The 26630-nt window shown below is 65.6% G+C and carries 28 protein-coding genes; 21 read left to right on the forward strand and 7 right to left on the reverse strand.

Annotated features, from left to right (window positions below):
• Positions 1-122 precede the first annotated feature (122 nt).
• From FHP91_RS08775 to FHP91_RS08800, 6 genes are read left to right on the forward strand one after another with little or no spacing between them, the layout of a single operon-like run.
• On the forward strand, positions 123-1205 hold the full coding sequence (locus FHP91_RS08775) for a glycosyltransferase (RefSeq protein WP_144309204.1): 1083 nt from the start codon (positions 123-125) through the stop codon (positions 1203-1205).
• Positions 1202-2491, forward strand: a complete 1290-nt coding sequence (locus tag FHP91_RS08780; protein ID WP_144309205.1) for an O-antigen ligase family protein — start codon at positions 1202-1204, stop codon at positions 2489-2491. The genes FHP91_RS08775 and FHP91_RS08780 overlap by 4 nt, the downstream gene beginning before the upstream one ends.
• Positions 2488-3522 carry a glycosyltransferase family 9 protein gene (locus FHP91_RS08785; protein ID WP_144309206.1) on the forward strand — a complete coding sequence of 345 codons (1035 nt, stop codon included), beginning with the start codon at positions 2488-2490 and terminating at the stop codon, positions 3520-3522. Before FHP91_RS08780 ends, FHP91_RS08785 begins: the two co-directional genes overlap by 4 nt.
• Positions 3519-4601: a glycosyltransferase family 4 protein gene (locus tag FHP91_RS08790; protein WP_144309207.1), complete on the forward strand. Its 1083-nt coding sequence runs from the start codon at positions 3519-3521 to the stop codon at positions 4599-4601. The genes FHP91_RS08785 and FHP91_RS08790 overlap by 4 nt, the downstream gene beginning before the upstream one ends.
• A complete protein-coding gene (locus FHP91_RS08795; RefSeq protein WP_144309208.1) occupies positions 4598-5668 on the forward strand; it encodes a glycosyltransferase in 1071 nt (356 codons plus the stop codon). Before FHP91_RS08790 ends, FHP91_RS08795 begins: the two co-directional genes overlap by 4 nt.
• Position 5669: 1 nt before the next feature.
• Positions 5670-6440 (forward strand): polysaccharide deacetylase family protein, encoded by a 771-nt coding sequence (locus FHP91_RS08800; RefSeq protein WP_144309209.1) that lies wholly within the window; start codon positions 5670-5672, stop codon positions 6438-6440.
• Between the two features lies 1 nt (position 6441).
• Here the strand turns inward: FHP91_RS08800 and FHP91_RS08805 are convergent, their stop codons facing one another.
• From FHP91_RS08805 to FHP91_RS08815, 3 genes are all read right to left on the reverse strand, one after another.
• Entirely contained in the window at positions 6442-6639 is a 198-nt protein-coding gene (locus FHP91_RS08805) for a zf-HC2 domain-containing protein (RefSeq protein WP_144309210.1), read from the reverse strand.
• Between the two features lie 143 nt (positions 6640-6782).
• Positions 6783-7967: a lytic murein transglycosylase gene (locus FHP91_RS08810; RefSeq protein WP_144309211.1), complete on the reverse strand. Its 1185-nt coding sequence runs from the start codon at positions 7965-7967 to the stop codon at positions 6783-6785.
• An 85-nt stretch (positions 7968-8052) separates the two neighbouring features.
• Entirely contained in the window at positions 8053-8901 is an 849-nt protein-coding gene (locus FHP91_RS08815) for a DNA ligase (RefSeq protein WP_144309212.1), read from the reverse strand.
• A 234-nt stretch (positions 8902-9135) separates the two neighbouring features.
• Here FHP91_RS08815 and FHP91_RS08820 point away from each other — a divergent pair, with 234 nt between their 5' ends.
• Entirely contained in the window at positions 9136-9612 is a 477-nt protein-coding gene (locus tag FHP91_RS08820; protein ID WP_144309213.1) for a bacteriohemerythrin, read from the forward strand.
• A gap of 123 nt (positions 9613-9735) precedes the next feature.
• Positions 9736-10173 (forward strand): DUF2721 domain-containing protein, encoded by a 438-nt coding sequence (locus tag FHP91_RS08825; RefSeq protein WP_144309214.1) that lies wholly within the window; start codon positions 9736-9738, stop codon positions 10171-10173.
• Positions 10174-10193: 20 nt separating this feature from the next.
• Here the strand turns inward: FHP91_RS08825 and FHP91_RS08830 are convergent, their stop codons facing one another.
• Both FHP91_RS08830 and FHP91_RS08835 read right to left on the reverse strand, forming a co-directional pair.
• On the reverse strand, positions 10194-11135 hold the full coding sequence (locus tag FHP91_RS08830; RefSeq protein ID WP_144309215.1) for a sensor domain-containing diguanylate cyclase: 942 nt from the start codon (positions 11133-11135) through the stop codon (positions 10194-10196).
• Between the two features lie 159 nt (positions 11136-11294).
• A complete protein-coding gene (locus tag FHP91_RS08835; RefSeq protein WP_144309216.1) occupies positions 11295-13184 on the reverse strand; it encodes a putative bifunctional diguanylate cyclase/phosphodiesterase in 1890 nt (629 codons plus the stop codon).
• Positions 13185-13515: 331 nt separating this feature from the next.
• On the opposite strand from FHP91_RS08835, the gene FHP91_RS08840 reads away from it, so the two are divergent.
• The 3 genes from FHP91_RS08840 to FHP91_RS08850 all read left to right on the forward strand — a co-directional run bounded on the left by FHP91_RS08840 (position 13516) and on the right by FHP91_RS08850 (position 15802).
• The gene (locus FHP91_RS08840) at positions 13516-14826 is read left to right on the forward strand and encodes a hypothetical protein (RefSeq protein ID WP_144309217.1); all 1311 of its coding nucleotides are present in this window, start codon (positions 13516-13518) and stop codon (positions 14824-14826) included.
• A 146-nt stretch (positions 14827-14972) separates the two neighbouring features.
• A complete protein-coding gene (locus tag FHP91_RS08845) occupies positions 14973-15425 on the forward strand; it encodes a type VI secretion system amidase effector protein Tae4 (protein WP_222105151.1) in 453 nt (150 codons plus the stop codon).
• Complete coding sequence (locus FHP91_RS08850; protein WP_144309219.1) at positions 15422-15802, forward strand: T6SS amidase immunity protein Tai4 family protein; 381 nt, start codon at positions 15422-15424, stop codon at positions 15800-15802. Before FHP91_RS08845 ends, FHP91_RS08850 begins: the two co-directional genes overlap by 4 nt.
• 231 nt (positions 15803-16033) lie before the next feature.
• Here FHP91_RS08850 and FHP91_RS08855 read toward each other — a convergent pair whose 3' ends face one another.
• Positions 16034-16870 carry a hypothetical protein gene (locus FHP91_RS08855; RefSeq protein ID WP_144309220.1) on the reverse strand — a complete coding sequence of 279 codons (837 nt, stop codon included), beginning with the start codon at positions 16868-16870 and terminating at the stop codon, positions 16034-16036.
• A 186-nt stretch (positions 16871-17056) separates the two neighbouring features.
• Positions 17057-19789 carry a DNA polymerase I gene (polA, locus tag FHP91_RS08860; RefSeq protein ID WP_144309221.1) on the reverse strand — a complete coding sequence of 911 codons (2733 nt, stop codon included), beginning with the start codon at positions 19787-19789 and terminating at the stop codon, positions 17057-17059.
• A 65-nt stretch (positions 19790-19854) separates the two neighbouring features.
• Here polA and FHP91_RS08865 point away from each other — a divergent pair, with 65 nt between their 5' ends.
• The 10 genes from FHP91_RS08865 (at position 19855) to FHP91_RS08910 (ending at position 26611) form a co-directional block, all read left to right on the forward strand.
• On the forward strand, positions 19855-20580 hold the full coding sequence (locus tag FHP91_RS08865) for an LOG family protein (protein ID WP_144309222.1): 726 nt from the start codon (positions 19855-19857) through the stop codon (positions 20578-20580).
• Positions 20577-21428 (forward strand): fumarylacetoacetate hydrolase family protein, encoded by an 852-nt coding sequence (locus FHP91_RS08870; RefSeq protein ID WP_144309223.1) that lies wholly within the window; start codon positions 20577-20579, stop codon positions 21426-21428. The genes FHP91_RS08865 and FHP91_RS08870 overlap by 4 nt, the downstream gene beginning before the upstream one ends.
• 99 nt (positions 21429-21527) lie before the next feature.
• Positions 21528-21872, forward strand: a complete 345-nt coding sequence (locus tag FHP91_RS08875; protein ID WP_144309224.1) for a DUF2782 domain-containing protein — start codon at positions 21528-21530, stop codon at positions 21870-21872.
• A 48-nt stretch (positions 21873-21920) separates the two neighbouring features.
• A complete protein-coding gene (locus FHP91_RS08880; RefSeq protein ID WP_144309225.1) occupies positions 21921-22868 on the forward strand; it encodes a homoserine kinase in 948 nt (315 codons plus the stop codon).
• Complete coding sequence (locus tag FHP91_RS08885; RefSeq protein ID WP_144309226.1) at positions 22868-23623, forward strand: BPSS1780 family membrane protein; 756 nt, start codon at positions 22868-22870, stop codon at positions 23621-23623. The genes FHP91_RS08880 and FHP91_RS08885 overlap by 1 nt, the downstream gene beginning before the upstream one ends.
• A 1-nt stretch (position 23624) precedes the next feature.
• Complete coding sequence (locus FHP91_RS08890) at positions 23625-24398, forward strand: BPSS1780 family membrane protein (protein WP_144309227.1); 774 nt, start codon at positions 23625-23627, stop codon at positions 24396-24398.
• Entirely contained in the window at positions 24391-25053 is a 663-nt protein-coding gene (gene nadD / locus FHP91_RS08895; RefSeq protein ID WP_144309228.1) for a nicotinate-nucleotide adenylyltransferase, read from the forward strand. Before FHP91_RS08890 ends, nadD begins: the two co-directional genes overlap by 8 nt.
• 4 nt (positions 25054-25057) lie before the next feature.
• Positions 25058-25411, forward strand: coding sequence for a ribosome silencing factor (rsfS, locus tag FHP91_RS08900; RefSeq protein ID WP_144175050.1), 354 nt, complete (start codon positions 25058-25060; stop codon positions 25409-25411).
• Entirely contained in the window at positions 25408-25878 is a 471-nt protein-coding gene (gene rlmH, locus FHP91_RS08905; RefSeq protein WP_144309229.1) for a 23S rRNA (pseudouridine(1915)-N(3))-methyltransferase RlmH, read from the forward strand. The genes rsfS and rlmH overlap by 4 nt, the downstream gene beginning before the upstream one ends.
• Before the next feature lie 97 nt (positions 25879-25975).
• Positions 25976-26611: a Maf family protein gene (locus tag FHP91_RS08910; RefSeq protein ID WP_246116263.1), complete on the forward strand. Its 636-nt coding sequence runs from the start codon at positions 25976-25978 to the stop codon at positions 26609-26611.
• The last annotated feature ends 19 nt before the right edge of the window (positions 26612-26630 follow it).

A 26630-nucleotide genomic window follows, 5' to 3' on the forward strand; every position in this document is an offset into this window, starting at 1 on the left:
CAGGGCTCCGGAACAAGGCTGCGAGTATAGCCGAGGCCGGCGCCAGCCCCGAAGCATGGCGGGCCGGCGATCACGCCATCAGAGCGCGATATACTTGCCGCTTTCATTGCACACCGGGCGTCATGCCGGACTTCATCTACCTCGCCCGCGGCCGCCCACAGCGCCCCCGAGCCAACCTGATCCAGACCCTGCACACGGTCGAGGCCATCGCCAAAGCCGGCGTCTCGGCACGTCTGTACGTCCCGCCACTGCCGCGCGGCTTCGACACCGCCGGCTTTCTGGCCGGCATGGGCATCCGCCACCCCATCGACTTGCGCGGGGCGCTGACCCTGCATAGCAAATGGAAGGGCTGGCCCTTCGTGCTCACCCACCGCCGCGAGCTGCGCGAGGCGAAAACCGTTTACACCCGGGTGCCTGATTTCTCGGTACTGCTCGCCCGCACCGGCCTGCGCCATTTTCTCGAAGTGCATGACACCGAATCGCTGATCGCCGACGGGCTGATGACGCCCTTGCTGCAGGCCCACCAGCACGGCCTGCTGCGCGGCCTGGCCGCCATCACCGCCGCCGGGCGCGATGCGCTGGTCGAGGCCGGCTTCGACCCCGCGCGCATCGTCGTCCTGCCCAGCGGGGTCGACCTGCCGGCCTTCTCCGCCGTGCCAACCGCCACCGAGGCCGACTTGGCCCAGCCGCACGCACTCTACGTCGGGCGCATCAGCCGCGATCGTGGCCTGCCACTGTTCGAGGCCATCGCCGCGGCCGGTTTCCAGGTCACCCTGATCGGTCCGCGCGATCACGAGCCCGTCCTGCCGCACGAAAACCTCCGCGTAGAGAATGCCGTGCCGCACGCCGAGGTGCCCGCGGCGCTGGCCCACGGCGCCGTCGCGCTGATGCCCTACCAGGCCGATCTGCGCCACGCGGCGACGATCAGCCCGATCAAGCTGTTTGAAGCCATGGCCGCCGGCCGGCTGGTGATTGCCTCGGATCTGGCCCCCATCCGCGAGGTGGTGCGCCACGGCGAAAACGGCCTGCTCGTCCCTGCCGGCGATTCTGCCGCCTGGCTTGCAGCCATGCGCCAGGTACAAAGCGACCCGGCAGCTGCGCTGGCCATGGCCGAGGCCGGCCGAATCACCGCCCGCGACTACGGCTGGGACGCACGCGCCGCCAAGCTGCTTGCCTTTGCTCACAACACGGACGCGCACGCATGAACTGGGTTCACCGGATCGGCGTCTTCGGCCTCGGCCTGTTCGCCCTCACCAGCGTCTGGAAAACCGCGCCCGGCCATATCGGTATCGCCCTGTGCCTGCCCGCCATCGCGCTCGCCCTGTGGCAGCGCCGCCGTGTTCCCTGGGATACCGCCAGCGCGCTCGCCGCCGCCGTGGCCCTGTGGCTGTGCGCCCGCTACGCGCTGCAAAGCTGGGGCGGCCTGGCCGAACCGGGGCTACTCACACCCAAAGAGGTCTTCATCGACTGGCTGTTCGTGCCCATGTTCGCGCTGCTGGCAATCCTGCCCTGCGAGGACCCAGTGCGCCGGCTGCGACGGCTATGGATGCTGGCCATGCTCGGTTTTACGCTCGGCGTCATCAGCTTCCTCTGGCAGCGCGGCCTCGCCGTGTTGTGGTCAGGCGAGCGGCTCGGCTTTCATCTGAATCGCGCGCTGGGTGTCGGTCTCTACGCCGGCGCCTTCGCCGTGGCACTGACCGCCACCGCACGCCTGTGGTGGTCGGTCACCGGCGCGCTGCGCTGGCCGGCGCGTATCACCGGCATCGCACTGATCGCGCTGAACCTCGAAGTGCTGCTGACCGCCCAGAACCGCAGCACCTATCTGGCCTTGGCCCTCGTCGCCGCCGGCGCCGTCGCCAGCGCCGTGTGGCGCACCCTGCGCAACCGCAACGCCCGACCGGGCCAGCGTCGCCTGGCGCTGGGGCTGATCGGCGCGCTGGTCGCTGGCTTGCTGCTGGCGGGCAATCTGGATGCCGTGCAGCAACGCATCGAGGCCGAGCGCGCCACGATCGAAACCGTCCTCACCGAGGGGCTGGATGCCGCCCCCGCCGCCTCGGTCACCGTCCGACTGCGCCTGTGGCGCTACGTGCTGCAGCGCATCCCCGACGCCCCCTGGATCGGCCATGGTTTTGGCGACGTCAAAGACATCATCGACCGCGATGTACGCCCGCATGCCGCGCTGCTCGAAGGCGAGCGCTACGACCAGGTGCATAACAGCTACCTGCAAACCCTGTGGGGTCAGGGCCTGATCGGCACCGCGCTGTGGATCGCGCTGTCGCTGGTGCTGATCCGCGATGCCGTGCGCGCAGCCCGCACCGATCACCAGCGCCAACTGCTGCTGCCGGCGATGTGGGCGGTGCTGGCCTTCACCGCCGTGTGGGCCATTTTTGACTACCGCCTCTCGCACCCCGACATGCGCTTCTTCTCGATCCTGCTGCTGCTCTCGCTGCGCCTGCTCGGCCAGCGCCCATCAACGGCGGTGCGCGCATGAAACGCATCCTCATCGTCCGCGCCTCGGCCATCGGCGACGTGGTCTTCGCCTCGCCCTTCGCCGCTGCGCTCAAGGCCACCTGGCCGGATGCTCACGTCGCCTGGCTGGTGGAACCGGGCATCCACACCCTGCTCGAAGCCGATCCGTGCATCGATGAGCTGATTCTGTGGCCCAAGGGCGAGTGGAAAAAACTCTGGCAGGCCAAGCGTTTCGGCGCCTTCTTCAGCGCGGTGCGGGCCTTCTCGCGCGAACTGAAGTCACGCCGGTTCGACACCGCCATCGACATGCAGAGCCTGCTCAAGAGCGGGCTGCTGACCTGGCTGTCGGGCGCGCCGCGGCGCATCGGGTTGGGCTCGCGCGAGGGCAGTCAGCATCTGATGACCGAGGTGGTGCCCAAGGGCGGTGACGCCGGGCGGATCAGCTCCGAATACCTGTATCTCGCGCAGCAACTCGGCCTCGACACCGGCGAATTCCTGCCGCGCCTGTGCGTGGCCAGCGAAACGGCTGCGCGGGTCGACGCCCTGCTCGCCGAGCGTGGCCTGACGCGTGGTGGCTATGCCGTGTTCGCACCCTTCACCACCCGGCCGCAAAAGCACTGGTTCGAAGACGCCTGGGTGGCGCTCGGCCCGCAGGTGCAGGGCGAGCTCGGCCTCACGCCCGTGATTCTCGGCGGCCCGGCGGAGCGCGACACCGCCGAACGCATGGCCGCCGCCATCCCCGGTGCGGTGTCGCTGGCGGGGCAAACCGGCCTCGCCGACGCGGCGGCGATCATCGAGCGTGCCGGCCTGCTCATCGGCGTCGACACCGGCCTGACGCACATGGGCATCGCCTTCAGCACGCCGACCGTGGCGCTGTTCGGCTCGACCCGCCCCTATCTCGACACCGGCCGCGCCAACGCCAAAGTGATCTGGCTGGGGCTCGAATGCTCGCCCTGCCGCCGCCGTCCGACCTGCAACGGCGCCTTCACCTGTTTGCGCGACATCCGGCCTGACCGCGTCATGAGCGTCGCCCGCGAGGTGCTTTCCCGATGAAGGTGCTGCACATCGAAGCCGGCCGCCATCTTTACGGCGGCGCCAAACAAGTGCTCTACATCATGCAGGGGCTGGCCGCGCGCGGCGTGAACAATCTGCTCGCCTGCCCCACCGACGCGCATATCGCCGCCGAAGCGCGCGCCTTTGCCGAGGTGCTCGAGATGCCCATGGGCGGCGACGCGGATCCAGGCATGGTCTTGCGACTCAAGCAGGCGATTCGCACCCACCAGCCGGACATCGTGCACATCCACAGCCGCCGCGGCGCCGATATCTGGGGTGGGCTCGCAGCGAGGCTCGCCGGTGTGCCCTGCGTGCTCTCGCGCCGGGTGGACAACCCCGAGGCGCGCTGGGCGGTGTCGCTCAAATACCGCTTGTTCGACCATGTCATCACCATCTCCGAAGGCATCCGTCAGGTGCTGCTGGCCGAGGGGCTGGCCCCCGAAAAGGTGAGCTGCGTGCGCAGCGCGGTCGACCCCGCGCCCTATCTGCACGATTACGACAAGGCCGCCTTCCGGGCCGACCTCGGCTTTGAGGCCGACACGCCCATCGTCGGCATGGTCGCCCAGCTCATCCAGCGCAAGGGCCATCGCTACCTGCTGGCAGCGCTGCCCGCCGTGCTGGCCGAGCACCCAACACTTCAAGTGCTGATCTACGGCCGCGGTCCGCTGGAGGCCGAGCTGCGCCAGGCGGTTGCCGATCAGGGGCTGGCCGACAATGTGCAACTCATGGGTTTTGCCGACGACCTGCCCGCCCAGCTCGGCTGCCTCGATCTGCTGGTGCACCCGGCCGACATGGAAGGCCTGGGCGTGTCGCTGCTGCAAGCCTCGGCCGCGCGGGTGCCGATCATCGCCAGCCGCGCCGGCGGCATGCCCGAGGCGGTCATCGATGGCGAAAACGGTTTGCTGATTGACGTGGGTGATGTCGCCGGCCTGGCCGCCGCCATGAACCGCCTGCTCGGCGACACCGATGAACGCAAGCGCATGGGTGACGCAGGTTGGACCATGGTGATGCACGCGTTCTCGATCGACACGATGTGCGAGGGCAATCTCGCCATCTACGAAAAGGTGCTGGCGCAATGAAGTCGCTACACATCCTCGGCAGCAAGGAGATGGGCGGCGCCGAACGCTGGCTGGTGCGCTTCGTGCGCGCCATGGCCCGCCACGGCGAATCGGTGGAAGTCATCGTACGCCGCGACTCCGACCTCGCCCGCCATCATCTCGACGGCGTCGACATGCGCGAATCGCCCATGCGCACGGTGTGGGACCCGCTCTCGCGCTGGGAGCTCTCGCGCCTGATCGCCGCGAGCGGCGCGCCCATCGTGCAGACCTACATGGGCCGCGCCACCCGCCTCACCCACCTCAAGCGCGGTCGCGGCAAGGTGCATCTGTCGCGCCTGGGCGGCTATTACAAGCTGACGCCCTTCCGCCACGCCCACGCCTGGATCGGCAACACCAAGGGCCTGTGCGACTGGATGATCCAGGGCGGCCTGCCGGCCGAGCGGGTACATCACATCACCAATTTTGCCGACCCGGCCAAGCCACTCGACCCCGAGGAGCAGCACGCGCTGCGCCAGCAACTCATGCTGCTGCCCGAGGACTGGCTGATCGTCACCGCCGGCCGGCTGATCGACGTCAAAGGCCAGGCCACGCTCATCGACGCCTTCAGCCAGTTACCGGCCGAACTCGCCGGCAAACGCCTGCGCCTGGCCATTCTCGGCGATGGGCCGCTACGCGAGGCGCTCGAGACGCAAGCACGCCAACTCGGCATAGCTGATCGGGTGCATTTCGCCGGCTGGCAACACGACCCGGCGCCGTGGTTCCATCTCGCCGACATGGTGGCCTTCCCCTCGCGCGATGCCGAAACACTCGGCAATGTGATTCTCGAAGCCTGGGCCTATGGCAAACCGCTGGCCTGCACGGCATTTCGCGGCGCGCGCGAGATTGCCCACCACGGGCAGGACGCCTGGGTGTCGCCCTGCGACGATGCCGACGCACTGGCGGCGGGCATGCGCGAGATCATCACCAACGACGACTTGCAACGCGACATGATCCGCGCCGGCGCCGGGCGCATCGAGGCCGAGTTTGGCGAGGCCGCGGTGATCGGCCAATATCGTGCGCTCTACGCCCAATTGCTGGACAATCGCTGACATGAGCACCGGCATCAACATCCTGATGTATCACCAGGTCGGCGACTTTGCGCCGATGAAGGGACATCGCTCGACCTACTGCCATCACAAGCGCTTTGCGCGCCAGATGGCCTACCTCGCCCGCTTTGGCTACACCGTATTGTCGATGGACCAGGTGCTCGCCTGTCTGCGAGGCGAGATGCCGATGCCGCCCAAGGCCGTGGCGCTGACCTTCGATGACGGTTACGAGAATTTCTACGAATACGCCTGGCCGGTGCTGCAAAAGCATGGCTTTCCGGCGCTGGTGTATCTGATCTCCGACCTGCTCGGCCAGCCATCCAGCTGGTTCGCTGCCGACGGCCGTGACACCCCGCCGCTGATGAGCGCGGCGCGGGTGCGTCAGCTGCACGGCGAGGGCGTCATCTTCGGCTCGCACACGGCCACGCACGCCAAACTCTCCGAGCAGGAAACCCCGCGCATTCGCGAGGAGGTCACCCGCTCCAAGGCCACGCTCGAAGACGTGCTGGGCGCGCCGGTCCATCACTTCTGCTACCCCTTCGGCAGCCACGACCGCCGGGCGGTGGACGCCGTGGCCGATGCCGGCTACCTCAGCGCCACCACCTGCATCCGGGCGCCGGCTACGGTGGCCGACGACCCGCTCACCCTGCCGCGCAAGGCGATTTCCTACGGCGACAACCTGCTGGGCTACTTCTGGCGCCTGCACGTCAAGAACGCGCCCAAGCGCGCGTCCATTCGCCGAGCGGGCGAAACCTTCGACGCGCTCACGGCCTGAGTCAACGATCCTCCCGGTCGGGTGTCTCGCCACGCGAGAACCGCGACATCGCCGTGCGCATGAACTGCATCTGCGCATCAAAACGGCTGCACGCCGCGCACATCATCAAGTGCATCCGAAACGACAAGCGCTCGCGCAGGCTCAAGGAGCGATCGCGTTTTTCTGACGCCAGTCGCGTCACCTGCTTGCAGCTCAACATTGCCCCTCCTTCGATCCGATCGCTTCTCCGATCGCAGGCGTGAAAGCCCGCCCTATTGCGCACGCTCGCCAGCCACGGTGAACCGCGGCTGCACCTGCGTGTGATGCATAGACGTTCGAAGCTCGGCTGTTCTTACAGGTGAATCATCGCCCCGCCTTCAAGGCGTCCAGAATCTTGCGCCCGGCGCGGCCGTTGGCCTCGAAGCCGAGGCGTGTCTGCTCGTCGGCAATGGCCGCACGGCTGCGGCTGCCGATCATGCCGTCCACCTCGCCGATATCGTGGCCGCGATCGAGCAGCAATTGCTGCAGCTCGCGCCGCTCGTTGCGGCCGATGCCGGGGTCGTCGGTCGGCCAGGCGGCGACAAAGGGCGCACCGCCACGCAGCCGGTCGGACAGGTGCGCAATCGCCAGCGCGTAACTCTCCGCCGCGTTGTAGCTGTAGATGGCGTTGAAGTTGCGGAAGACGAGAAAGGCCGGCCCCTCAGCCCCCGCCGGCAACAGCACCGCCGCCGAGCTGTCGTCGGGCGTGATCGCACTGCCGTCGATTCGCTTGAGGCCCATACGCACCCACTCGGTCAGCGGACGACGCGCCTTGCGCCCGGCAATGCCCTCGTCAAACCCGGCCGGCAGGCGGATCTCGTAGCCCCAGGTCTCGCCGGTGCGCCAGCCGGCGCGCTTGAGGTAGTTGGCCGTCGAGGCCAGCGCGTCGGGCACACTGTCGATCAGATCGCGGCGACCGTCGCCATCAAAATCTACCGCCACGCGCATGAAGGTCGAGGGCATGAATTGCGTGTGGCCAAAAGCGCCTGCCCACGAGCCGGTCAACCGGTCTGCCGCGATATGCCCTTCCTGCACGATGCGCAAGGTGGTGAAGAACTCGCCCTTGAAGTAGCTCTGCCGCCGCCCCTCGCAGGACAGCGTCGCCAAGGAGGCGATCAGCGGCCGGCTGCCAAAATTGCGCCCGAAGTTGCTCTCCACGCCCCACACCGCGACCACCGTGGCCGGATCGACGCTGTATTCGGCGGACACTTGCTCCAGCACCTCGGCCCATTCCTTGAGCCGGGCCGTACCGTCGTCGATGCGCTCCTGATCAACCAGCGCGGCGAGGTAGTCCCAGATCGGAGTGACGAACTCGGGCTGACGGTCCAGCGCTTCGAGCACCGTCGGGTCGGGCACGAGACCGGCGGTGAGGCGGTCGAAGGTGTCGGTCGACACTTGCTTTGACGCCGCCTCGCCGCGCAAGCGCGCAAGGCAGGCGTCAAAATCGGCATCGGCATGAGCGGTCGGGGCAGCGACCAGCAAAAACAGGGGCAGGAGCAGTTTTTTCATGGCGCCATTCTATTCACTGGCGGCTCACAAAGCAGTAACGAATCGTAGGGCGGGTTTCAACCCGCCAGCGCCACGCCCGCCAAGCCTACAGCGGCTCGCGCACCCGCCAGAAACTGGCGAAGCGCGGCAAGCCGGTCGCCGTCAGGCCGCGATAGCGGAAGCTGATCTGCGCGCCGATGGCCGGTGGCGCGCGCCGCTCGTCATCGGAGAGTCCCGTCCCGATGCGGAATTTCCGCCCGTCTGCCATACGCACTTCCAGCGCCCCGAGCATGCCGACAAACCGCCCCTGCCCCGGCACATGCGCAGTCACGATCGCCTCAGCGTCCTGCCAGGGCTTGAGCTTGAGCAGCGCATCGCTGCGCCCCGTAAGATAAGGCGCGTCGGCCCGGTGCAGCATCAGCCCCTCACCCCCGGCCGCGAGCACCTCGGCGAGCTGAGCCGTCAGCACCGCACGGTTGGGCACCCGCGCTTGCGCCACGACGCCAAGCCACGGCACATCGGCCGAGGCCACCAACGCCCGCATCGCGCTCACCCGCTGCGAAAAGTCGCCCGGCGCATCGGGCAATTCGAAAATCATGTAGCGCACCCGCCGCCACTCGGCATCGACCGGCATCTGCTTGCGCACTAGCCCCGACAGCTCGGCAAAACGTCCGCGCCCCAGCCACAACTCGCCATCCATGGCCTGCGCCGGCAGCGCCTGTACGAACCAATCGGGTGCGTGCACCGGTCGACCACTGCGAAAACGCAGCGCGCGGCCATCCCAGATTGCCCGCACGCCGTCGAGCTTTTCGCTCACCCAGTAGGGCGCCGGATCGATGTCCTCGGTCGCCTCGCGCGCCAGGACCACCGGCGGCACCACCGGATCAAGCGCAACCCCGCCAGCGCAAACAGCCTGGCTCAACCACAAAAACAGCACAACACATGTCTTTTGCATAAAACAAGTATAGGGCGTTCTGCGCCATTCCGTGTACAGCCCTCTCGCAGCGCGGCTGACGTTCGGGCGATCATGCTTTTCTCATACGCCCCGCACGGGACCGAAGCCGGACCATTAAAGTTCGGCAACCCGGGTGACGTTGACCAACTCGGACATCCACGGCAACTATCACGTTGTCGTCGCGGCCCCGATCAGCCAGCTGCGTATCATTGAATCAATTCGAAGGAAGCCAACATGAGCGAAACCTCAGACAAAAGACCCGCATTCGTCGTCGAATGGCGCGACGGCTTCAAGATCAACGTTGATCAGGTCGACAGCGAACACAAACATCTTTTCACTCTGGTCAAGCAACTCGACCTGGCGACGGTCAATGAAACACTCGACGAATTGCTCGACTACGTCGTGACCCATTTTTCCAACGAGCAACAGCTGATGGAAAATAGCGGCTACCCCGGCTTTTCAGATCACCTGAAGCTACACGAAGCGTTCAGCTCGACGGTCGCCGACTTCCTGAGCGCAGAAGACTCCTGGGACGACGAACGCATCCAGCAACTTCGGAAGTTCCTGAACAAATGGCTCATCGGTCACATCATGACCCACGATCTGCGCTTCGGAAACTGGTACCGGGAGCACCACGGCGAAACACCGGCCGCGGCGGTCACCGCGAACAAAAAAGTGGGCTGGTTCGATCGCTTGCTCGGCCGCGGCTGACCTGCACAGGTGGCGTTCGCTGCGGAGCGGCACCGCCGCGGTAGCGCCAACATCCGGCGGATCACGCTTCGCTGATCCGCCCTGCGGGCGCTATGCTATCCGTCCACTCAGCGGATCCGTGCCATGCCCGAACACCTCACCGACCTCTCCCACGCTATTCAGCTCGCCGTCGCCCCAGTGTTCCTGCTCACCGCGCTGGCCACGCTGATCAACGCCATGAGCGGGCGCCTCGCGCGCGTGGTGGACCGCCGTCGCGTCGTCCGCCGTCGCCTGCAAGAAAAAGCCGCGCCCGACCAAAAAGAGGCGCTCGAACGCGAACTGAGCCTGCTCGCCCGCCGCGGCACCCAGATCTACCAGGCCATTTTCTTTCAGGTGCTCAGCGCCTTGCTGGTCTGTCTGGTGGTGGCCGGCGCCTTTGTCGGCACCCTCATTCGCGTCGACCTCACCGCCACCATTGCGACACTATTCATTCTTGCCATGCTGTCGATGATCTGCGGGCTCGGCCTGTTCTTGCGTGAGGTGTATATCGCGGTGCGCCGGCCCACGCATTGGGAGCCGTAACCCGGCCAGCGCCCGACCGGTCAGAGCGCACCAACGATGCAATTGCGACCGCGTTGCTTGGCTTGGTAGAGGCGCTGATCGACCATCTCGACAAAGTCGATGGCCGTCTCGTGACGCGCGGGAATGGTCGTGCCCACGCCAAGGCTGATCGTCAGCAGCTGGCCCACCGGTGAGGCGTCGTGCGGGATCTGCGCCTTGAAGATCAAACTTCGACAGCGCTCGGCCACCGTCAATGCTGACGCGGCATCGGTACCCGGCAGGATCAGAACGAACTCTTCCCCGCCAAACCGGGCAAAGCCGTCCCGGCTTCGGGTCGCCGCACTGGCGAGCACCTGAGCCACCTGCTTGAGGCAGGTATCGCCCTGAATGTGGCCATAGCAGTCGTTGTACTGTTTGAAGTAGTCGATATCGATCAGGATCAACGACAGCGCCTGGCCCATGCGCCGCGCCTCGACCCATTCGGCGTCGAGGATGGAATCGAACATGCGCCGGTTGGACACTCCGGTCAGCCCGTCCTTGAACGACAGCGATTCGAGCTCCTCTTGCAACGCGAGCAGTTTCTGCTCGGCTGCCTTGCGCTCACTGATATCGAACATGAAGCCGATCAGCGACTCCACGTCACCGGCCTCGTTGCGTTTCACGTGCACAACATCCCGAATCCACACGGCCTCGCCATCCTTGGTCAGCGCACGATAGTCGGCCTCGTGGTCGGTGCCGGCCTGCGACTGCGCCACGCAGAAATCAACCACCCGTTCGCGGTCTTCCGGGTGCATGCGATCAGCCCAATCCTGCACCGTCACCCAGCTCGATGGCGTCCAGCCGAGCAGCTGCTCGATCTGCGGGCCAATATAGGTGAACTGCAGGGTCTTCCAGTCGATCTGCCAGGGAATGGCCTTGGTCGATTCAAGCAAGGTTTTGTAGACCGTACTGTCAGCCGGGACATCATCGGCGGCGTGAGTCATGAAGGGATCCGTTGAAAACAATGGCAAAGGGGGCCGGCGCATCACATGCGGCGGGCTGGCGGGCCGGGGTTTCGCAAACACGGGTCAGCGCATGGGCGGCCACTTCACCCAACGATACCGCAAAGCCAGGGGGCGTTCATCTCCCATTGCAACGCCTGTTCACCGCAGCTCACGAGTCGGCGCGATATCCTGCGCCGGCTTGATCGCCAGGCAATGGTCTGCAAAATCCTCGGCAGCAAGCGGCGGGCTGAACAGGTAGCCCTGGCACACATCACACGACAGCGCCTGCAAGGCCGCCAGTTGCGAGGGCCGCTCGACCCCTTCGGCCACCACCTGCATGTCGAAGGCGCGCGACATGGCGATCGTCGCCTTCAGGATCGCGTCGCCGCGCGCATCATCTGGTGCATCGACGGTCGCAACGAAACTGCGGTCGATCTTCAGCGTATCGAAGGGCAGCACGCCCAGATAGGACAGCGATGAATAGCCGGTGCCAAAATCGTCCAGTGCGAGCCGGATACCGCGTCGGTGCAACTGGCGCAACTCGCCCAGCGCAGCAGCTTCCGGATGCAGGAAAATCGACTCGGTCACCTCCACCTCCAGCACCTCGGCTGGCAGTGCGCGCTGGGCCAGCGCCGCCAGCACCATGGCCGCAAAACCCGGCTGGACCAGCTGGCGTGCCGACACGTTGATGGCCACCCGCGGCGGCGCCAAGCCGTCGGCCCGCCAGGCGGCAATGTGATCGAGCGCCCGGCCGACCACCCACTCACCAATCGGCAGAATCTGGCCGGACGCCTCCGCCACCGGGATGAAACGATCCGGCGGCACGCAGCGCCCCTCGCCGTCACGCCAGCGCAGCAGCGCCTCGCAGCCGACCAGCGCGCCCGTGGCAATACTTAACTGTGGCTGGAAATGCAGCGACAACTCCTCACGCGCAATGGCCTGACGCAAGCCGCTCTCGATCGCCACCCGCTGACACACCGCATCGTTCATCTCGCGGGTATAGAAACGCGCCACGTTGCCCCCCGAACGCTTGGCGTCATACATCGCCGTATCGGCATTGCGCAGCAATGTCTGTGCATCGGCCGCATCATCCGGAAACAGGCTCACCCCGATACTGGCACTCACGCACAACTCCACCTCACCGGCGGTGAGCGGCTGGCGCACGGCCTCAAGCAGTTTGGCCACCACCGGCGGCACGGTCGTTGCCGCATCAACAGCCGACATCACCATGATGAACTCGTCCCCGCCCTGGCGCACCAGCGTATCGGACTCGCGCACACAGCCGTGCAGGCGCCTGGCCAGTTCAACCAGCAACACGTCGCCAGTGGCATGACCATGCACATCGTTCACATCCTTGAAGCGATCGATATCGATGAACAACACCGCCACACCGGCAGGTTTTCCCCGGGATGCCTGGGCAATGGCCAGATCCAGGCGATCGTTCAGCAACGCCCGATTGGCCAGGCCGGTAAGCTGATCGTGATACGCCAGATAATGAATACGCGCCTCGGTCTCCTTGCGCTTGGTAATGTCCGACACCGACCCGGCCATCAGCACCGCACGACCGCGCCGGTTACGCACCGCCTCGCCGCGCGAGGCAATCCAGCGGTAACTGCCATCGCGCGCGCGAACCCGGTACTCGAAGTAGAAAAACGGCGTCTCGCCCTTGAGATGCCGAGCCACCGCCTGGTTGTAGCCGGCCCGATCATCCGGATGCACCAGGTCCAGCCAGCCGTGCGTATCGACCAGGAAATTGCTCGAATACCCGAGAATCGCCAATAACCGGTCACCCACCCACAGCCGCTTGCTCACTGGGTCCCACGACCACAGCCCATCGTGTGCCCCGCGCATCGCCAAGCCGTGCGCACGAAAGATCTCGTGCAGACGGCGCAACTCCTGCCAGCCGAGCATCAAAGTCACCGCCAACAGGGCCAATCCTGCCATCAAGGCCACATCGGACGCCCACTGCGCACCGACCGCGAGGCAAGCCGCCGCCCCCAGCCCAACCACCAGCAGCCGCATCCGGTTATCCCGCAGGACCTTCTTCACCGACACCACTCGATCGCCTCTCCACAACCCCACCACTGGCTATCCACCTACTACGAACGATCTACGGCGGAATCTAGACAGTCTTGAAGTCCCAAGCGTCCAAACGCCAACAAGTACCGCAAATCGGCGGGTGAAGCAGCGGGGCAGACCGTCGCTGCAACGACGGCGTGCGGCAGATTCATGACACGATTCGTGGGCGCCCACCCCGGTGCAGGCCGAAGGCCGAAGTTCGCGATGTGTGCTTGAGCCACCGACAATTCCCGGATTCCACTGCACTGCAGCCGGGCTGCAATTGCTAGACTCAAACTCCGGAAGCCATCGGAGTCCCCGCATGGAAACGCCAGCGCCGCCCGCCCCCGACAGTCCGGTGCGCCGCAGCCGCCGACGCGCGGCAGGCGTGGCGTGTTACGTCCTCGGCTGCCTGCTCGGTGTGGTGTCGGTGGCCGTTGCGTTTGCCGCCTTTGGTCAGGCACTCCACTGGCTCGCCGGCGCGATTATCGCCACCGTGCTGCTGCTGATGGCGGTCGCCTCGCTGGTCGCGGCCGAACACTTTTTCGTGCCCAGCGTCGCCGACGTACTCGCACGCGACCCCCGCCCACCGGTGGTCTATCTGCGCCCCTTCGGCGAAGACCAGGCGCTCACCTACGACATCGTCAGCACCGGCGAAACCACCACCGCCATCACCGCCAAAGCCGAAGACTTTCTGCTCGCGCTCAACGCCATCGGCCCGCTGGTCTCCATCGCCGAACCCAATCGCTGGGCACGCGTCGGCATACACCCGCACGGCGCCTACCGCGACTTCATCGGCGAGGGCGACTGGCAGGCGCGTGTCCAGACCTGGCTCGACCAGGCCGGCATGGTGGTGCTGGCCATGGGCGACTCGCCCGGTATCGAATGGGAAATACAGCAAGTGCGCCAACGCGTCGCGCCGCAGTCGCTGCTGCTCTACCTGCCCCCACGCCCCGCCGACGCCTTCACCCGCAAGGGGCGGCACAAAAAAGAACAAGCCATCTACGAACACTTCAGCCCGCTGGTCGAAAAACACTTCGGCCTCGCCATGCCGCCCTTCAGCGCATCGACCTACCTCATCGGCTTCGCCGCCGACGGCACTCCGGTCATGGCGCCCGACGCGCCGCGCAAGCGTTGGGTATTTACCGAACACGGCCGCGTCGCCAACGCCATCCGCAGCCAACTCGGCGCCGTGCTCGCCAAGGTCCGCCCCGACGCCCAACTCGACACCTACCAAATCGCCGGCCGCCCCGGCCTGTGGACACGCGCCATCGCCGCCACCACCACGCTCATCCTGGCCAGCATCGGTATCGGCCTGCTCGGCGGGCCGACCGGTGCAGTCGCGAGCCTCGCGCTGCAAGCCTTCCCCGGCCTCATGCTCACGGCCGGCTGGGTGCTGCTCGCGCGTTATTTTGGAACACGGTGGGTGTGGATCGTGCCGATCGCGCTCGGGATCTCCGTCGCGCTCAACATTGGCGTCCAGGTTTATGTGCAGATTGATCCGGCCGCTGGATTCATGCTTCTGCGCTCGCCGTGGCACCAACTGGCCGGATCGCTGGTGAATTGGATCTACGCGGGGGCCGTGCTGGCGATCGGGGTGGCGTTGGCGGGACGGCGGGCGGGGAATTGTTGAGCTACGCTGATCGGCAGTCCGGATACAACGCAGCAACCGGGGAAAAGCATCGCTTTTTTCGATTGCACGGATTATGATTTCGTCATTTTTAACACACCCCCATTTCCATGCAAAGACCATCATTCCAAAGCGCCTGGGCAAGCTTCATGGCAGTCCGCCTCTCCGTCAAGGCCGTCGGAAAGAAGATCGGAGGCCGGGTCCAGGAAAACATCGAACTGCCCGTAGGCGGATTCGAGAACGCCTGCCCAATCCGGATGAGCTATGTTCTTAACAAAACGGGCTTCCCCATCCCCAAGAGCAGCCGGTACGCCATGGTGAGCGGTGGCGACCGGATGCAATACATCTACCGGGTGCGCGACATGATGCGCTACCTCGATGACAGCTTCGGCGCCCCAGACAAGAACGCCTCCGCACCGACGCCGGATGACTTCAAGCACATGCAGGGCATCGTCGTCATCAAAGGCCACGGCTGGGGCAATGCAAGCGGGCATGTGACCTTGTGGGATGGCACACTATGCGCTGATAGCTGCCATCTGCTGGGCGACCCAGACAACGGCAGCTTCGTGCCCGAATCGGGCGCCCTCTGGGTACTGCCATGAAATACGCTGCCATCGTGCTCGCCGCGCTCGCCCTCCCCGCCTGCGCCACCGACACCTCGTCGGAAGCCATGCCCCAAACAGCCCGCTATTCGCAGCGGGAACTGCTCAAGAACTGGGCCCTGAGCGCCTGCCTGGCGACGATCGCCAAGAGCCCGGCGGACCGCGACGACGCCAACGCCACCGCCAGCGCCTACCTCGAATTTGGCAACCAGCCCATCGAGGCCTACGAGACGCTTGGCAAGTTGGCGAAGCAATACGCGGGGCGCACGTACTCGGGCTCCATTGCATCGAAATTCAACACGATGAAGTGCATTGACCTCTACCACAGCGAGGCGCTTGAGAGCTTGGTCGAGACTTGGGTGAAACAGGCGCCGTAGCCCGGCCGAGCGAAGCAACGCCGGGGTCAGCGTTGTCAGTCGGGCACGTTTCCCCGGCGTCGGGCCTGCGGCCCTCGGCCGGGCTACGCTTGCTGCGGACGACTCGTCGGCATGACACCGCATCGCATCTGCGGGCGGCAAGCCATGTAGGGCGGATAAGCCGAAGGCGCCATCCGCCATATCGGCTTACCGAACGAACACATACGGCGGATGGCGCTTCGCTTATCCGCCCTACGAGTTCTGACCGAGTCTTACGGCGTAGATCGCGAGTTGCCTCAGATGGGCACTACCAGTCGACAAAACGTAAACGGCCAGATCTTCGCTAGGGGCCACCGGCTCAATAGCTGCCTGCCCGTGACGGTAAAGATGGAGAGCATTGACCCACTCCCCAAGCCCATCGAAGAAACCACGTACTACTTTCTGCTCTGTCTCGTCACCCCCCGCTACATTCAAGCACACTTCCTTTAGCGTGTTCTTGGCAAGCCATTGGTTCAAATTTTTGGCATCAGGGACGCAAAGCCGTGAAAGTATTTCCATAGCTTCAAATATCGAACGAACCGACGCTTTCGTGTCTTGTGGCTCGCTGTCGAGATGTCGGTATGCGTCCTCGAACGCTGCGCGAACAGCAGCGAACTGAGGCAATTGAAGGACGGCCAGCGTGGCGGCCCTATTACGCTCAAACTCTTGATCAACATGAAAGTGCACGACCCCTGCATCATCGATCGCGTACCCCATATTCTCTTCATGCATTGCGCGTCGGACAAAGCTCAGCCAAGCATCACGGGCTAAATGATCGTAAGCCTCAGCAAGTACGCATTGAACAAACGTCACCGCATCCAATACGTCTCTCAATTCGGACTGACGAAATACTTCTGCAAAGACTTGATGGACGCCGCGAAACGGCACACGTGTTCCAGTCTCGGCCTCGAATATTTTGATAGCTCTATGGCTGTAGGCAGGGCGTAGGTTGTCCCAAACGTAGGCCGCCAGTCGATTCCGGAAGCGCTCACTATCCCGTGAGGGCACCCCACGCTCAAGATATAGCTGGCTAAAACGTTGAGATGTCACCACCACTCCAATATGCAAAATGCTTCCACATAGTGCGTCCAAAGCTCAAAATCTTCAAGATGGCATTTTGGATGAAATCGACACTCACTGAGCGCAGTTTGTGTGGGTGGGTGGGCTCTTTCCAGCCCCCCCACCGGGCGAAAATTTGCATTGCAATTGCCAAATGAAGAGCCTCCCCCTGCGGGATCAATGCGCCTCATCCCAATTCGCCCCATCCCCCACTTCGGCCACCAGCGGCACCGACAGCTTGGCCACGCCGGCCATCAGCTTCGGTAGCTGTTCGCGTACCAGGGCCAACTCCGCATCCGGCACTTCGAGCACCAGTTCGTCATGCACCTGCAGGATCAGCTTTGATTTGAGCTGTTCTTTCTTGAGCCAGGCGGAGACGGCGATCATGGCTTTTTTGATGAGGTCGGCGGCGGTGCCCTGCATGGGGGCGTTGATGGCGGCGCGTTCGGCGCCCTGGCGGCGGCCGGCCTGGCTGGCGTAGATGTCGGGCAGATGCAGGCGGCGGCCGAAGGCGGTTTCGACATAGCCCTTGTCGGCCACTTCGGCGCGGGTGCGGGCCATGTAGTCGGCGACGCCGGGGTAGCGGGCGAAGTAGCGGTCGATGTAGCTGGCGGCGGCGCTGCGGTCGATGCCGAGGTTTTTGGCGAGGCCGTGGGCGCTCATGCCGTAGATGAGGCCGAAGTTGATGACCTTGGCGTAGCGGCGCTGCTCCTTGTCGACTTCGAGCGGGGTGAGCCCGAAGATTTCGGCGGCGGTGGCGCGGTGCACGTCTTCGCCGTCGGCAAAGGCTTGCAGCAGGCGCTTGTCGCCCGACAGGTGGGCCATGATGCGCAGCTCGATCTGCGAGTAGTCGGCGCTGACCAGGCGGTGCCCTTTGGGCGCAATGAAGGCGGCGCGGATGCGGCGGCCCTCTTCGCTGCGGATAGGGATGTTCTGCAGGTTGGGGTCCGAGCTGGCGAGACGGCCGGTGACGGCGACGGCCTGCGAGAAGCTGGTGTGCACCCGGCCGGTGTGGCGATTGACCATCAGCGGCAGCTTGTCGGCGTAGGTGTTCTTGAGCTTGGCGAGGCCGCGGTAGTCGAGCAGCAGCTTGGGCAGGGGGTAGTCTTCGGCCAGCTTTTGCAGCACTTCTTCGTCCGTCGAGGGCTGGCCGGTGGCGGTCTTTTTGACCACCGGCAGGCCGAGCTTGCCGAACAACAACTCACCGAGTTGCTTGGGGGAGTTGAGGTTGAAGGGTTGCTCGGCGAGCTTGTGGGCCTCGGCTTCGAGTTCGACCAAGCGGCGGCCGAGCTCTTCGCTGTGCTGAGCGAGCAGGAAGTCATCGATGAGCACGCCGTTGCGTTCCATCTCGAACAGCACTTCCATGCTCGGCAACTCGATGTCGCGATACAGCGCCTCGAGTTTCGGCTCGGCGGCAAGCTGGCCGGCAAAGTGTTGCTGCAGGCGCAGGGTGATGTCGGCGTCTTCGGCGGCGTATTCGGCGGCTTGCTCCAGCGCTACCTGGTCGAAGCCAATCTGCTTGGCGCCCTTGCCGCAGATGGCGGTGTAGGGAATGGTCTCCAGGCCGAGGTGGCGCTTGGCGAGGCTGTCCATGTCGTGCGACTTGTCGGACTCGAGTACATAGGAGGCGAGCATGGTGTCGTCGGCGACGCCGCGCAGGCGCACGTCGTAGTTGGCCAGCACATGTTTGTCGTACTTGAGGTTCTGACCGACCTTTTTGTATTTGTCGCTCTCCAGCCAGGGGCGCAGGGCGAGCAGCACGGCGTCGATGCTGAGCTGATCGGGCGCGCCAGCATAGTTGTGGGCGACGGGCACATAGGCGGCGCCCCCGCCCGGCACGGCAAAGGACAGGCCGACCAGCGTGGCGGCCATCGGGTCGAGACTGGTGGTTTCGGTGTCGAAGGCGGCGATCGGTGCGGTGCGCAGCTTGACCACCCAGGCGGCCAGCGATTCGGCGTCGAGCACGGTGTCGTAGCCCTGACGGTGCATGGTCGGGTCGTCGGGGTGTTCGACGGCGGCAGGCGCGGCGGGGGTGGCGGTCGCACCTTTGGCGGGCGCGGCGCCAGCTTGCTGCACTTCGCGCAGCCAGCTCTTGAATTCGAGATGCGAGAACAGCTCGATCAGCTTTTCGCGGTCTTCTTCGCGCGGGGCGAGATCGGTGGGGCCGAGGCCGAGGTCGAGGTCGGTGGCCACGGTCACCAGCTTGCGACCCAGCGGCAGAAAATCGAGATGTTTGCGCAGGTTCTCGCCGACCTTGCCGCCCACTTCGTCTGCGTGGGCGACGATCTCGTCCAGCGAACCGAACTGGTTGAGCCATTTCACCGCCGTCTTGGGGCCGCATTTGTCCACGCCGGGGATGTTGTCGACCGTGTCGCCAACCAGCGCGAGGTAGTCGATGATGCGCTCGGGCGGCACGCCGAACTTGGCTTCGACGCCGGCCGGGTCGAGCACTTCGTTGCTCATGGTATTCACCCAGCGCACGCGCTCGTCGACCAGCTGGGTGAGGTCCTTGTCGCCGGTGGAGATGACCACGTCCATGCCGGCGGCGCTGGCCTGGCGGGCGAGCGTGCCGATCACGTCGTCGGCCTCGACGCCCTCGACCATCAGCAGCGGCCAGCCGCGCGCCTGCACGGCGGCATGCAGCGGCGCGATCTGCACCGCGAGGTCTTCAGGCATGGGCGGGCGATGCGATTTGTAATCGGGGAACCAGTCGTCGCGGAAGGTCTTGCCCTTGGCGTCGAAAATGCAGGCGCGGTACTCTGCCTTGTAGTCGGCATCGAGCCGACGTAGCATGTTCAGAACCCCATATACCGCGCCGGTTGGCTCGCCTGCGGCATTTCGCAGATCGGGCATGGCATGGAAGGCGCGGAAGAGATAACTCGAACCATCAACGAGCAAAAGCGTGGGCATGGGGATGTCACCGGCAAAGGTTGTCGGAAGGCGGACCCGCCACTACGCACTGCACACGAGGCCACATGAACGTCAAGGACAAACTCCCCGCCGACCTGCCCAATGCCGCCGTGCCGCAGTACAACGCGCGCGAATCCTGGCGAATCTTCGGAATTATGTCAGAGTTCTTCGAGGCCACCGAACGGCTCAGCGCGATCCGCCCGGCGGTCTCCATCTTCGGCAGCGCCCGCACGCCGGCGGACCACCCCTATTACATGCTCGCCGAACAGATCGCCCGCAAGCTGTCGGACGCTGGCTTTTCGGTCATCTCGGGCGGCGGCCCGGGCATCATGGAAGCGGTCAACAAGGGCGCCTTTTTCGGCAAGAGCCCGTCCATCGGGCTGAACATCCAGCTGCCGCACGAGCAGCAGGCCAACCCCTATCAGGACATCTCGCAGACCTTCCAGCACTTCTTCGCGCGCAAGTTCATGTTCGTGAAGTTCGCCTCGGCCTACGTGGTGATGCCCGGCGGTTTCGGCACGCTCGACGAGTTGCTCGAAGCGATGACGCTGATGCAGACCGGCAAGACCCGCAACATTCCGATCATTCTGGTGCACACGCCTTTCTGGGAAGGGCTGCTGGCGTGGTTCAAGGAGCGGCTGGTGAGCGAGCGCATGATCAACCCCGAAGACCTCGACCTGATCCAGCTCATTGACGATCCGGATCAGGTGGTCGAGGCGATCTTCAAGCATTACGAAACCCGCGGCTTCCTGCCGCTGCCCGATGAACACGAGTTGATGCTCAATCTATGAAACTGCTGCGCTACGGCCCCGCAGGCGAAGAGCGCCCCGGACTGCTCGACGCGCAGGGCGAGCTGCGCGATCTGTCTGGCGTGATCGGTGACATCACGCCGGCCACGCTCGCCCCCGAGGCGCTGGCCGCGCTATGCGCACTCGACATCAGCAGCTTGCCCGTCGTGCCCGGCACCCCGCGCCTTGGCGTGCCATGGGCGGGCTGCGGCAAGTTCGTGGCCATCGGCCTCAATTATTCCGATCACGCCGCCGAAGCCGGCCTGCCCGAGCCGGCCGAGCCGGTGATGTTCCCCAAATGGACCAGCTGCCTGTGCGGCGCCAACGACGACATCGTGCCGCCACCGGACTTCACCCGGCTCGACTGGGAGGTGGAGTTGGGCATCGTCATCGGCCGGCAGGCGCGCTCGGTGAGCGAGGCCGAGGCGTTGGACCATGTGGCCGGCTATTGCGTGGCCAACGACGTCTCGGAGCGCAGCTACCAGTTCGACCGCTCCGGCGGCCAGTGGGGCAAGGGCAAGGGCTTCGACACCTTCGGCCCGGTCGGCCCCTGGCTGGTCACCGCCGACGAAGTGCCCGACCCGCAGGCCCTCGGTCTGTGGCTGAGCGTCAACGGCGAGCGCATGCAAAACGGCCACACCGCCACCATGATCTTCTCCTGCGCGCGCCTGGTGGCCGAGTGCAGCCGGGTGATGACGCTGGAACCCGGCGACCTGATCATCACCGGCACGCCACCCGGCGTCGGCATGGGTCAGAAGCCGCCGCGCTACCTGCAGGCAGGCGATGTGGTCGAAGCCGGCATCGACGGGCTGGGGGTGCAGGTGCAGCGGGTGCGGGCGCCGGCCACTTGAACCACAGGTCTGGCCGCGGCAGCAATGTAAGCAAACGCTAAAACCAAGCGATGGCGCAGAGGTCAAACTGCTAGAATCGCGCCAATCAAGGAGAACCCCATGCGCAAGACGACCTTTGCCCTGCTGATTGCCGCCCCGCTGTTTGCCTTCACCCTGTCCGCCAGCGCGCAGGATCGACCGGCCAAGCTCGAAGACGTCCCCGCGCCGCCGCCGATTCCGGCCGGCGTGACCGAGGAAGACTTCGAACCGCAGGTCACCATCGTCAAGCGCGGCGAAGACGTGGTCGAGGAGTATCGTTCCCACGGCAAGCTCTACATGGTCAAGGTCACGCCGCCGCATGGCACGCCCTACTACATGATCGACCGCCGCGGCGACGGCACCTTCGAGCATGTCACCGGCGAAAAGCCGTTGTCCGTGCCGATGTGGATCGTCAAGTCCTGGTAAGTTCAATTCTCTCGCCGGCCGGGCCACGGTCCGGTCGGTGATATCACTATGTCTGTTTTCACGCCCGTCACACCCGACGCCCTCGATGAGTGGCTGTCCAACTACGCCATCGGTCACTTGATCGAGTTGCGCGGCATCTCCGAAGGGGTGCAGAACAGCAATTTCTTCGTCACCACCAGCCTCGGCCGCTATGTGCTGACGCTGTTCGAAACCCTGTCGCACGCCGAGCTGCCCTTCTATCTGCACCTGATGGCGCATCTGGCGCGCCACGGTCTGCCCGTGCCGGCGCCGATTGCCGACCTCGACAATGAATACCTCGGCACCCTCTCGGGCAAGCCCGCTGCGCTGGTGCGTCGCCTCTCGGGCGCCTCCGACATGTCGCCGAATGCTGCCCGCTGCACCAAGGTCGGCACCATGATGGCCGGGCTGCATCTGGCCGGGCAGCGTTTCGGCCGCCGTCAGGAGAACCCACGCGGCCCCGAGTGGCGCGCCCGCACCGCGCAAGCCGTGCGCCCCTATCTGAGCGCCGACGAGCAAGCCCTGCTCGACGCCGAGCTCGCCTTCCAGGCCAGCATCGACGTCGCAGCGCTGCCCAGCGGCGCCATCCACGCCGACCTGTTCCGCGACAATCTGCTGTGGGACGGCGACGAGGTCGGCGGTGTGATCGACTTCTACTTTGCCGGCAACGACGCGCTGCTCTTCGATCTGGCCGTCACGGTCAACGACTGGTGCGCCGACGCCACCGGCGGGCTCGACCCGGTCCGCACCCGCGCCCTGCTCACCGGCTACCATACCGAGCGTCCGCTGACCGACGCCGAACACGCCGCCTGGCCGGCCATGCTGCGCGCTGCGGCGCTGCGCTTCTGGCTGTCGCGCGCCGAAGACTTCCACCTGCCGCGCGACGGCGAAATGGTGCTGGTCAAAGACCCCAACGAATACCGCGACATCCTCCGCCAGCGCATCGTCGCGGGTGACACGCTGCCCTGGCACGACTGATGACCGACACCCGCCCCGACCTCCCGCCCGCGCACGCCCTGCGCCCCGGCGCCTGCCTGGGCTGGCTGGCCCATGGCTGGCGCCTGTTTTTGCGCGACCCGGCACGCTGGGCGGTGATCGCGCTTATTTTTGTGCTGATCCTGGCTGCGCTCGGCTTCGTGCCGCTGGTCGGCTGGGCGTTCAGCCTGGTCGGGCTGCCGGTGCTCACCGCCGGCCTGCTGATGGTCGCCGACGACGCAGCGGCCGGCCGGGCAGTGCGCATCGACGGCCTGTTCGACGGCCTGCGCCGCGACGCCGGCAAGCATGTGATGGTCGGCATCTGCTATCTGGTCGGCGGTTTGCTGTCGGCCTTCATCGCCGCGGCCATTGGTGGCAGCGCCGCGCTCACCGGCGCGTTGATCGGCCCGCTGGCGGCCGCCGGACTCACCGCCGGCGGCGTGATGATTGCCAGCATCGTCTTCATGGCGCTGTGGATCGGCCTGATGATGGCGCTGTGGTACGCCCCGGCGCTGGTGGTGTTTCACCAGGCCGAGCCGGTCGCCGCCCTGCGCCACTCGGCCAGTGCCTGCCTGCACAACCTGCCGGTGTTCTTCGTGCTGGCCCTGTGCCTGTATGTGCTCGGCTGGCTGGCCATGCTGCCGGCCGGTCTGGGCATGCTGGTGCTGGTGCCGGTCGTCGCCGGTGCGCAGCACGCCGCCTACCTCGAAACCTTTGGCGATCGCCCCGCGCTGCCGCCCCCCACCGAGTCTGTCTGACATGCAAGCGTACAAACGCAGCCCCACCCGCGGCTTTGCCTGGATCGCCGAAGGCTTCCGCCTGTGGAAGCGCAGCCCGGCCCTGATCACCTATCTGACCTTCGGCTATCTGCTGATTCTGGTGGTGCTCAGCGTCATCCCGCTGGTTGGTCAGGCCGTCGCCTCGCTGATTCTGCCGATCATCTCGCTCGGCGTGCTCAACGGCACCCTGGCCGTGCACGAAGGCCGCAAGGTCGGGCCGGATGTGCTGCTGTCGGGCTTCAAGAGCAATGTCGCCGGTCTGATCACGGTCGGCGGCCTGTACCTCACCGGCACCCTGCTGGCGCTGGGCGCCACGGCGCTGTTCGACGGCGGCATGCTGCTCAAGATCATGGTCGGCAACCACCCCCTCAATGAAGAAGCCATGGCCACCCCGGGCCTGATGAACGCCTCGCTGTTCGGTACGCTGCTGACCACCCCGCTGATGATGGCCTACTGGTTTGCCGCCATGCTGGTCGGCTGGCACGGGCTGTCGGCGCCCAAAGCCATGTTCTTCAGCCTGATCGCCTGCTGGCGCAGTTTCGGCGCCTTCAGCATGTATTTGCTGGGGATCTTTTTCCTGGTCGTCGGCGGCCCCGCGCTACTGGTGGCGACCATCGCCCAAAGTTCACCGGCGCTGGCCAGTCTGCTCACCGTGCCGCTGCCGCTGATCACCATCCCGATCGTGTTCGCCTCCTTCCTGCCCAATGTGCTCGACATCTTCGGCCACGAACCGCCGCCCGCCGCCCATGGCTGAGGGACCGATCGGGCTGCTCGGCGGCACCTTCGACCCCATCCACATCGGCCACCTGCGTCTGGCCGAAGAAGCGCGCGAAACCCTCGGCCTGGCCGAGCTGCGACTGATACCGGCCGGCGAACCGCCGCACCGAGGCACGCCGCGCTGCCCCGGCGAGCATCGTCTGGCCATGGTCCGACGAGCGGTCGCCGACAATCCGCAATTGACGGTCGACGACAGCGAGGTGCACAGCGACGGCCCCAGCTACACCGTGCTCACCCTCGAGCGACTGCGCGCCCGCCTCGGCCCCGCCCGGCCATTGGTGTTGATCCTCGGCGCCGATGCCTTCGAAGGCCTGCCGCTCTGGCATCGCTGGGAAGAATTATTCACGCTGGCGCACATCGCCGTCGCCAACCGGCCCGGCTACGCGCCGCACGGCCGGCGCTGGCCGTCGGTTTTATCACCCGAACTCGACGCCGCCTGCCAGGGTCGCCGGCTGAGCCACCCCGATCAGCTGAGCGCCGCGCCAGCCGGTGGTCTACTGCCTTTTGACATGACCCCGCTGGCCATTTCGGCCACCCACATTCGGGAACTGCTGGCGCAAGGGCACAGTGCCCGATATTTGCTCCCCGCTCCGGTTCTCGACTATATTGCCGCGCATTCCCTCTATAGCTGACCCCATGGAACTCGACCAACTCCAACAGATCGTTATCAACGCACTCGAAGATGTCAAAGCGATCGACATCGAAGTCATCGACACCACGAAACTCACCGCGCTGTTTGATCGCATGATCATCGCCAGCGGTAATTCGGGTCGTCAGACCCGCGCCCTCGCGCGCAACGTGCAGGACGAGGTCAAGAAGGCCGGCGGCACCGTGGCCAGCGTCGAAGGCGAAGACAGTGGTGACTGGGTGCTGGTCGACCTCGGCGGCATCGTGGTGCACGTCATGCAGCCCGCCGTGCGCGCCTACTACAACCTCGAAGAGCTCTGGAAGGCCACCCCCAAAAATCCGAAGCCCGCGCCCAAAGCGTGAAGCTGCTGATTGTCGCCGTTGGCACGCGCATGCCCGACTGGGTCAGCGCGGGCTACGACGACTACGCCCGCCGCATGCCGCGCGAGGCAAGCATCGAACTGATTGAAGTCAAGGCCGAGCCGCGCACCACCGGCAAGACGGTGCCGGCCATGATGGCCGCCGAAGCCGCGCGCATTGAAGCCGCGCTGCCCGAGCGCTGCCACCGCGTCATTCTCGACGAGCGCGGCACTGAGCTGACCACCCGAAAGCTGGCCGAGCGCTTCGAGCGCTGGTTGGGCGACGGGCAGGATGTGGCCTTCATCGTCGGTGGCCCCGACGGTCTCGACCCGACGATCAAAGCCACCGCAAACGATACCGTGCGTCTGTCCGGCCTCACGCTGCCGCACGCGCTGGTGCGCCCCTTGCTGGCCGAGGCGCTCTACCGCGCCTGGAGCCTCACCCGCAACCACCCCTACCATCGCGAGTAGGGCGGCTTTCAAGCCGCCACCCCCCTCACAAGACATCTTGCCGGCAAAGGCCGGCCCGACGAAGCCCATCGGCCGTGCGGGGACCGAATCCCGTAAAATGGCGCAGATCCCACCCGACGCCGCCATGCAAAACGCCATCTACCTCGCCTCGAACAGCCCCCGCCGCCGCGAACTGCTCCGCCAGATTGGTGTGCGTTTCGACGTGCTGCTGTTCCGCGACATGGCCCGCGGCGACCACGATATAGACGAAACCCCGCTGCCGGACGAGATCCCGGCCGACTACGTGCAGCGCATCGCACTGGCCAAGGCCGAGGGCGGCATGGGGCGCGTGCAGTGGCGTCACCTGCCGCACCGCCCTGTGCTGGCGGCAGACACCACGCTGGAAGTCGACGGCCAGATCATCGGCAAGCCCGACGACGCCGAACACGCCACCCAGATCCTGCGCACACTGTCAGGGCGCGAACACGTGGTGCACACCGCCATCGCACTGACCGACGGCCAGCGCACCGAACATCGACTGAATACCAACCGGGTGCGTTTCCGCACCCTGAGCAACGCCGACATCCGCCGCTACATCGCCACCGGCGAGCCCATGGACAAAGCCGGCGCGTACGGCATCCAGGGCCGCGCCGCGATGTTTGTCGAACACATCGAGGGCAGCTACACCGGCATCATGGGCCTGCCCCTGTTCGACACCGCTGCGCTGCTCGAGCGCTTCGGCCTCGCCCCCTGAATTCTCACTCTTGCCGACC

Source organism: Denitromonas halophila, assembly GCF_007625155.1.
Lineage (GTDB): Bacteria > Pseudomonadota > Gammaproteobacteria > Burkholderiales > Rhodocyclaceae > Nitrogeniibacter > Nitrogeniibacter halophilus.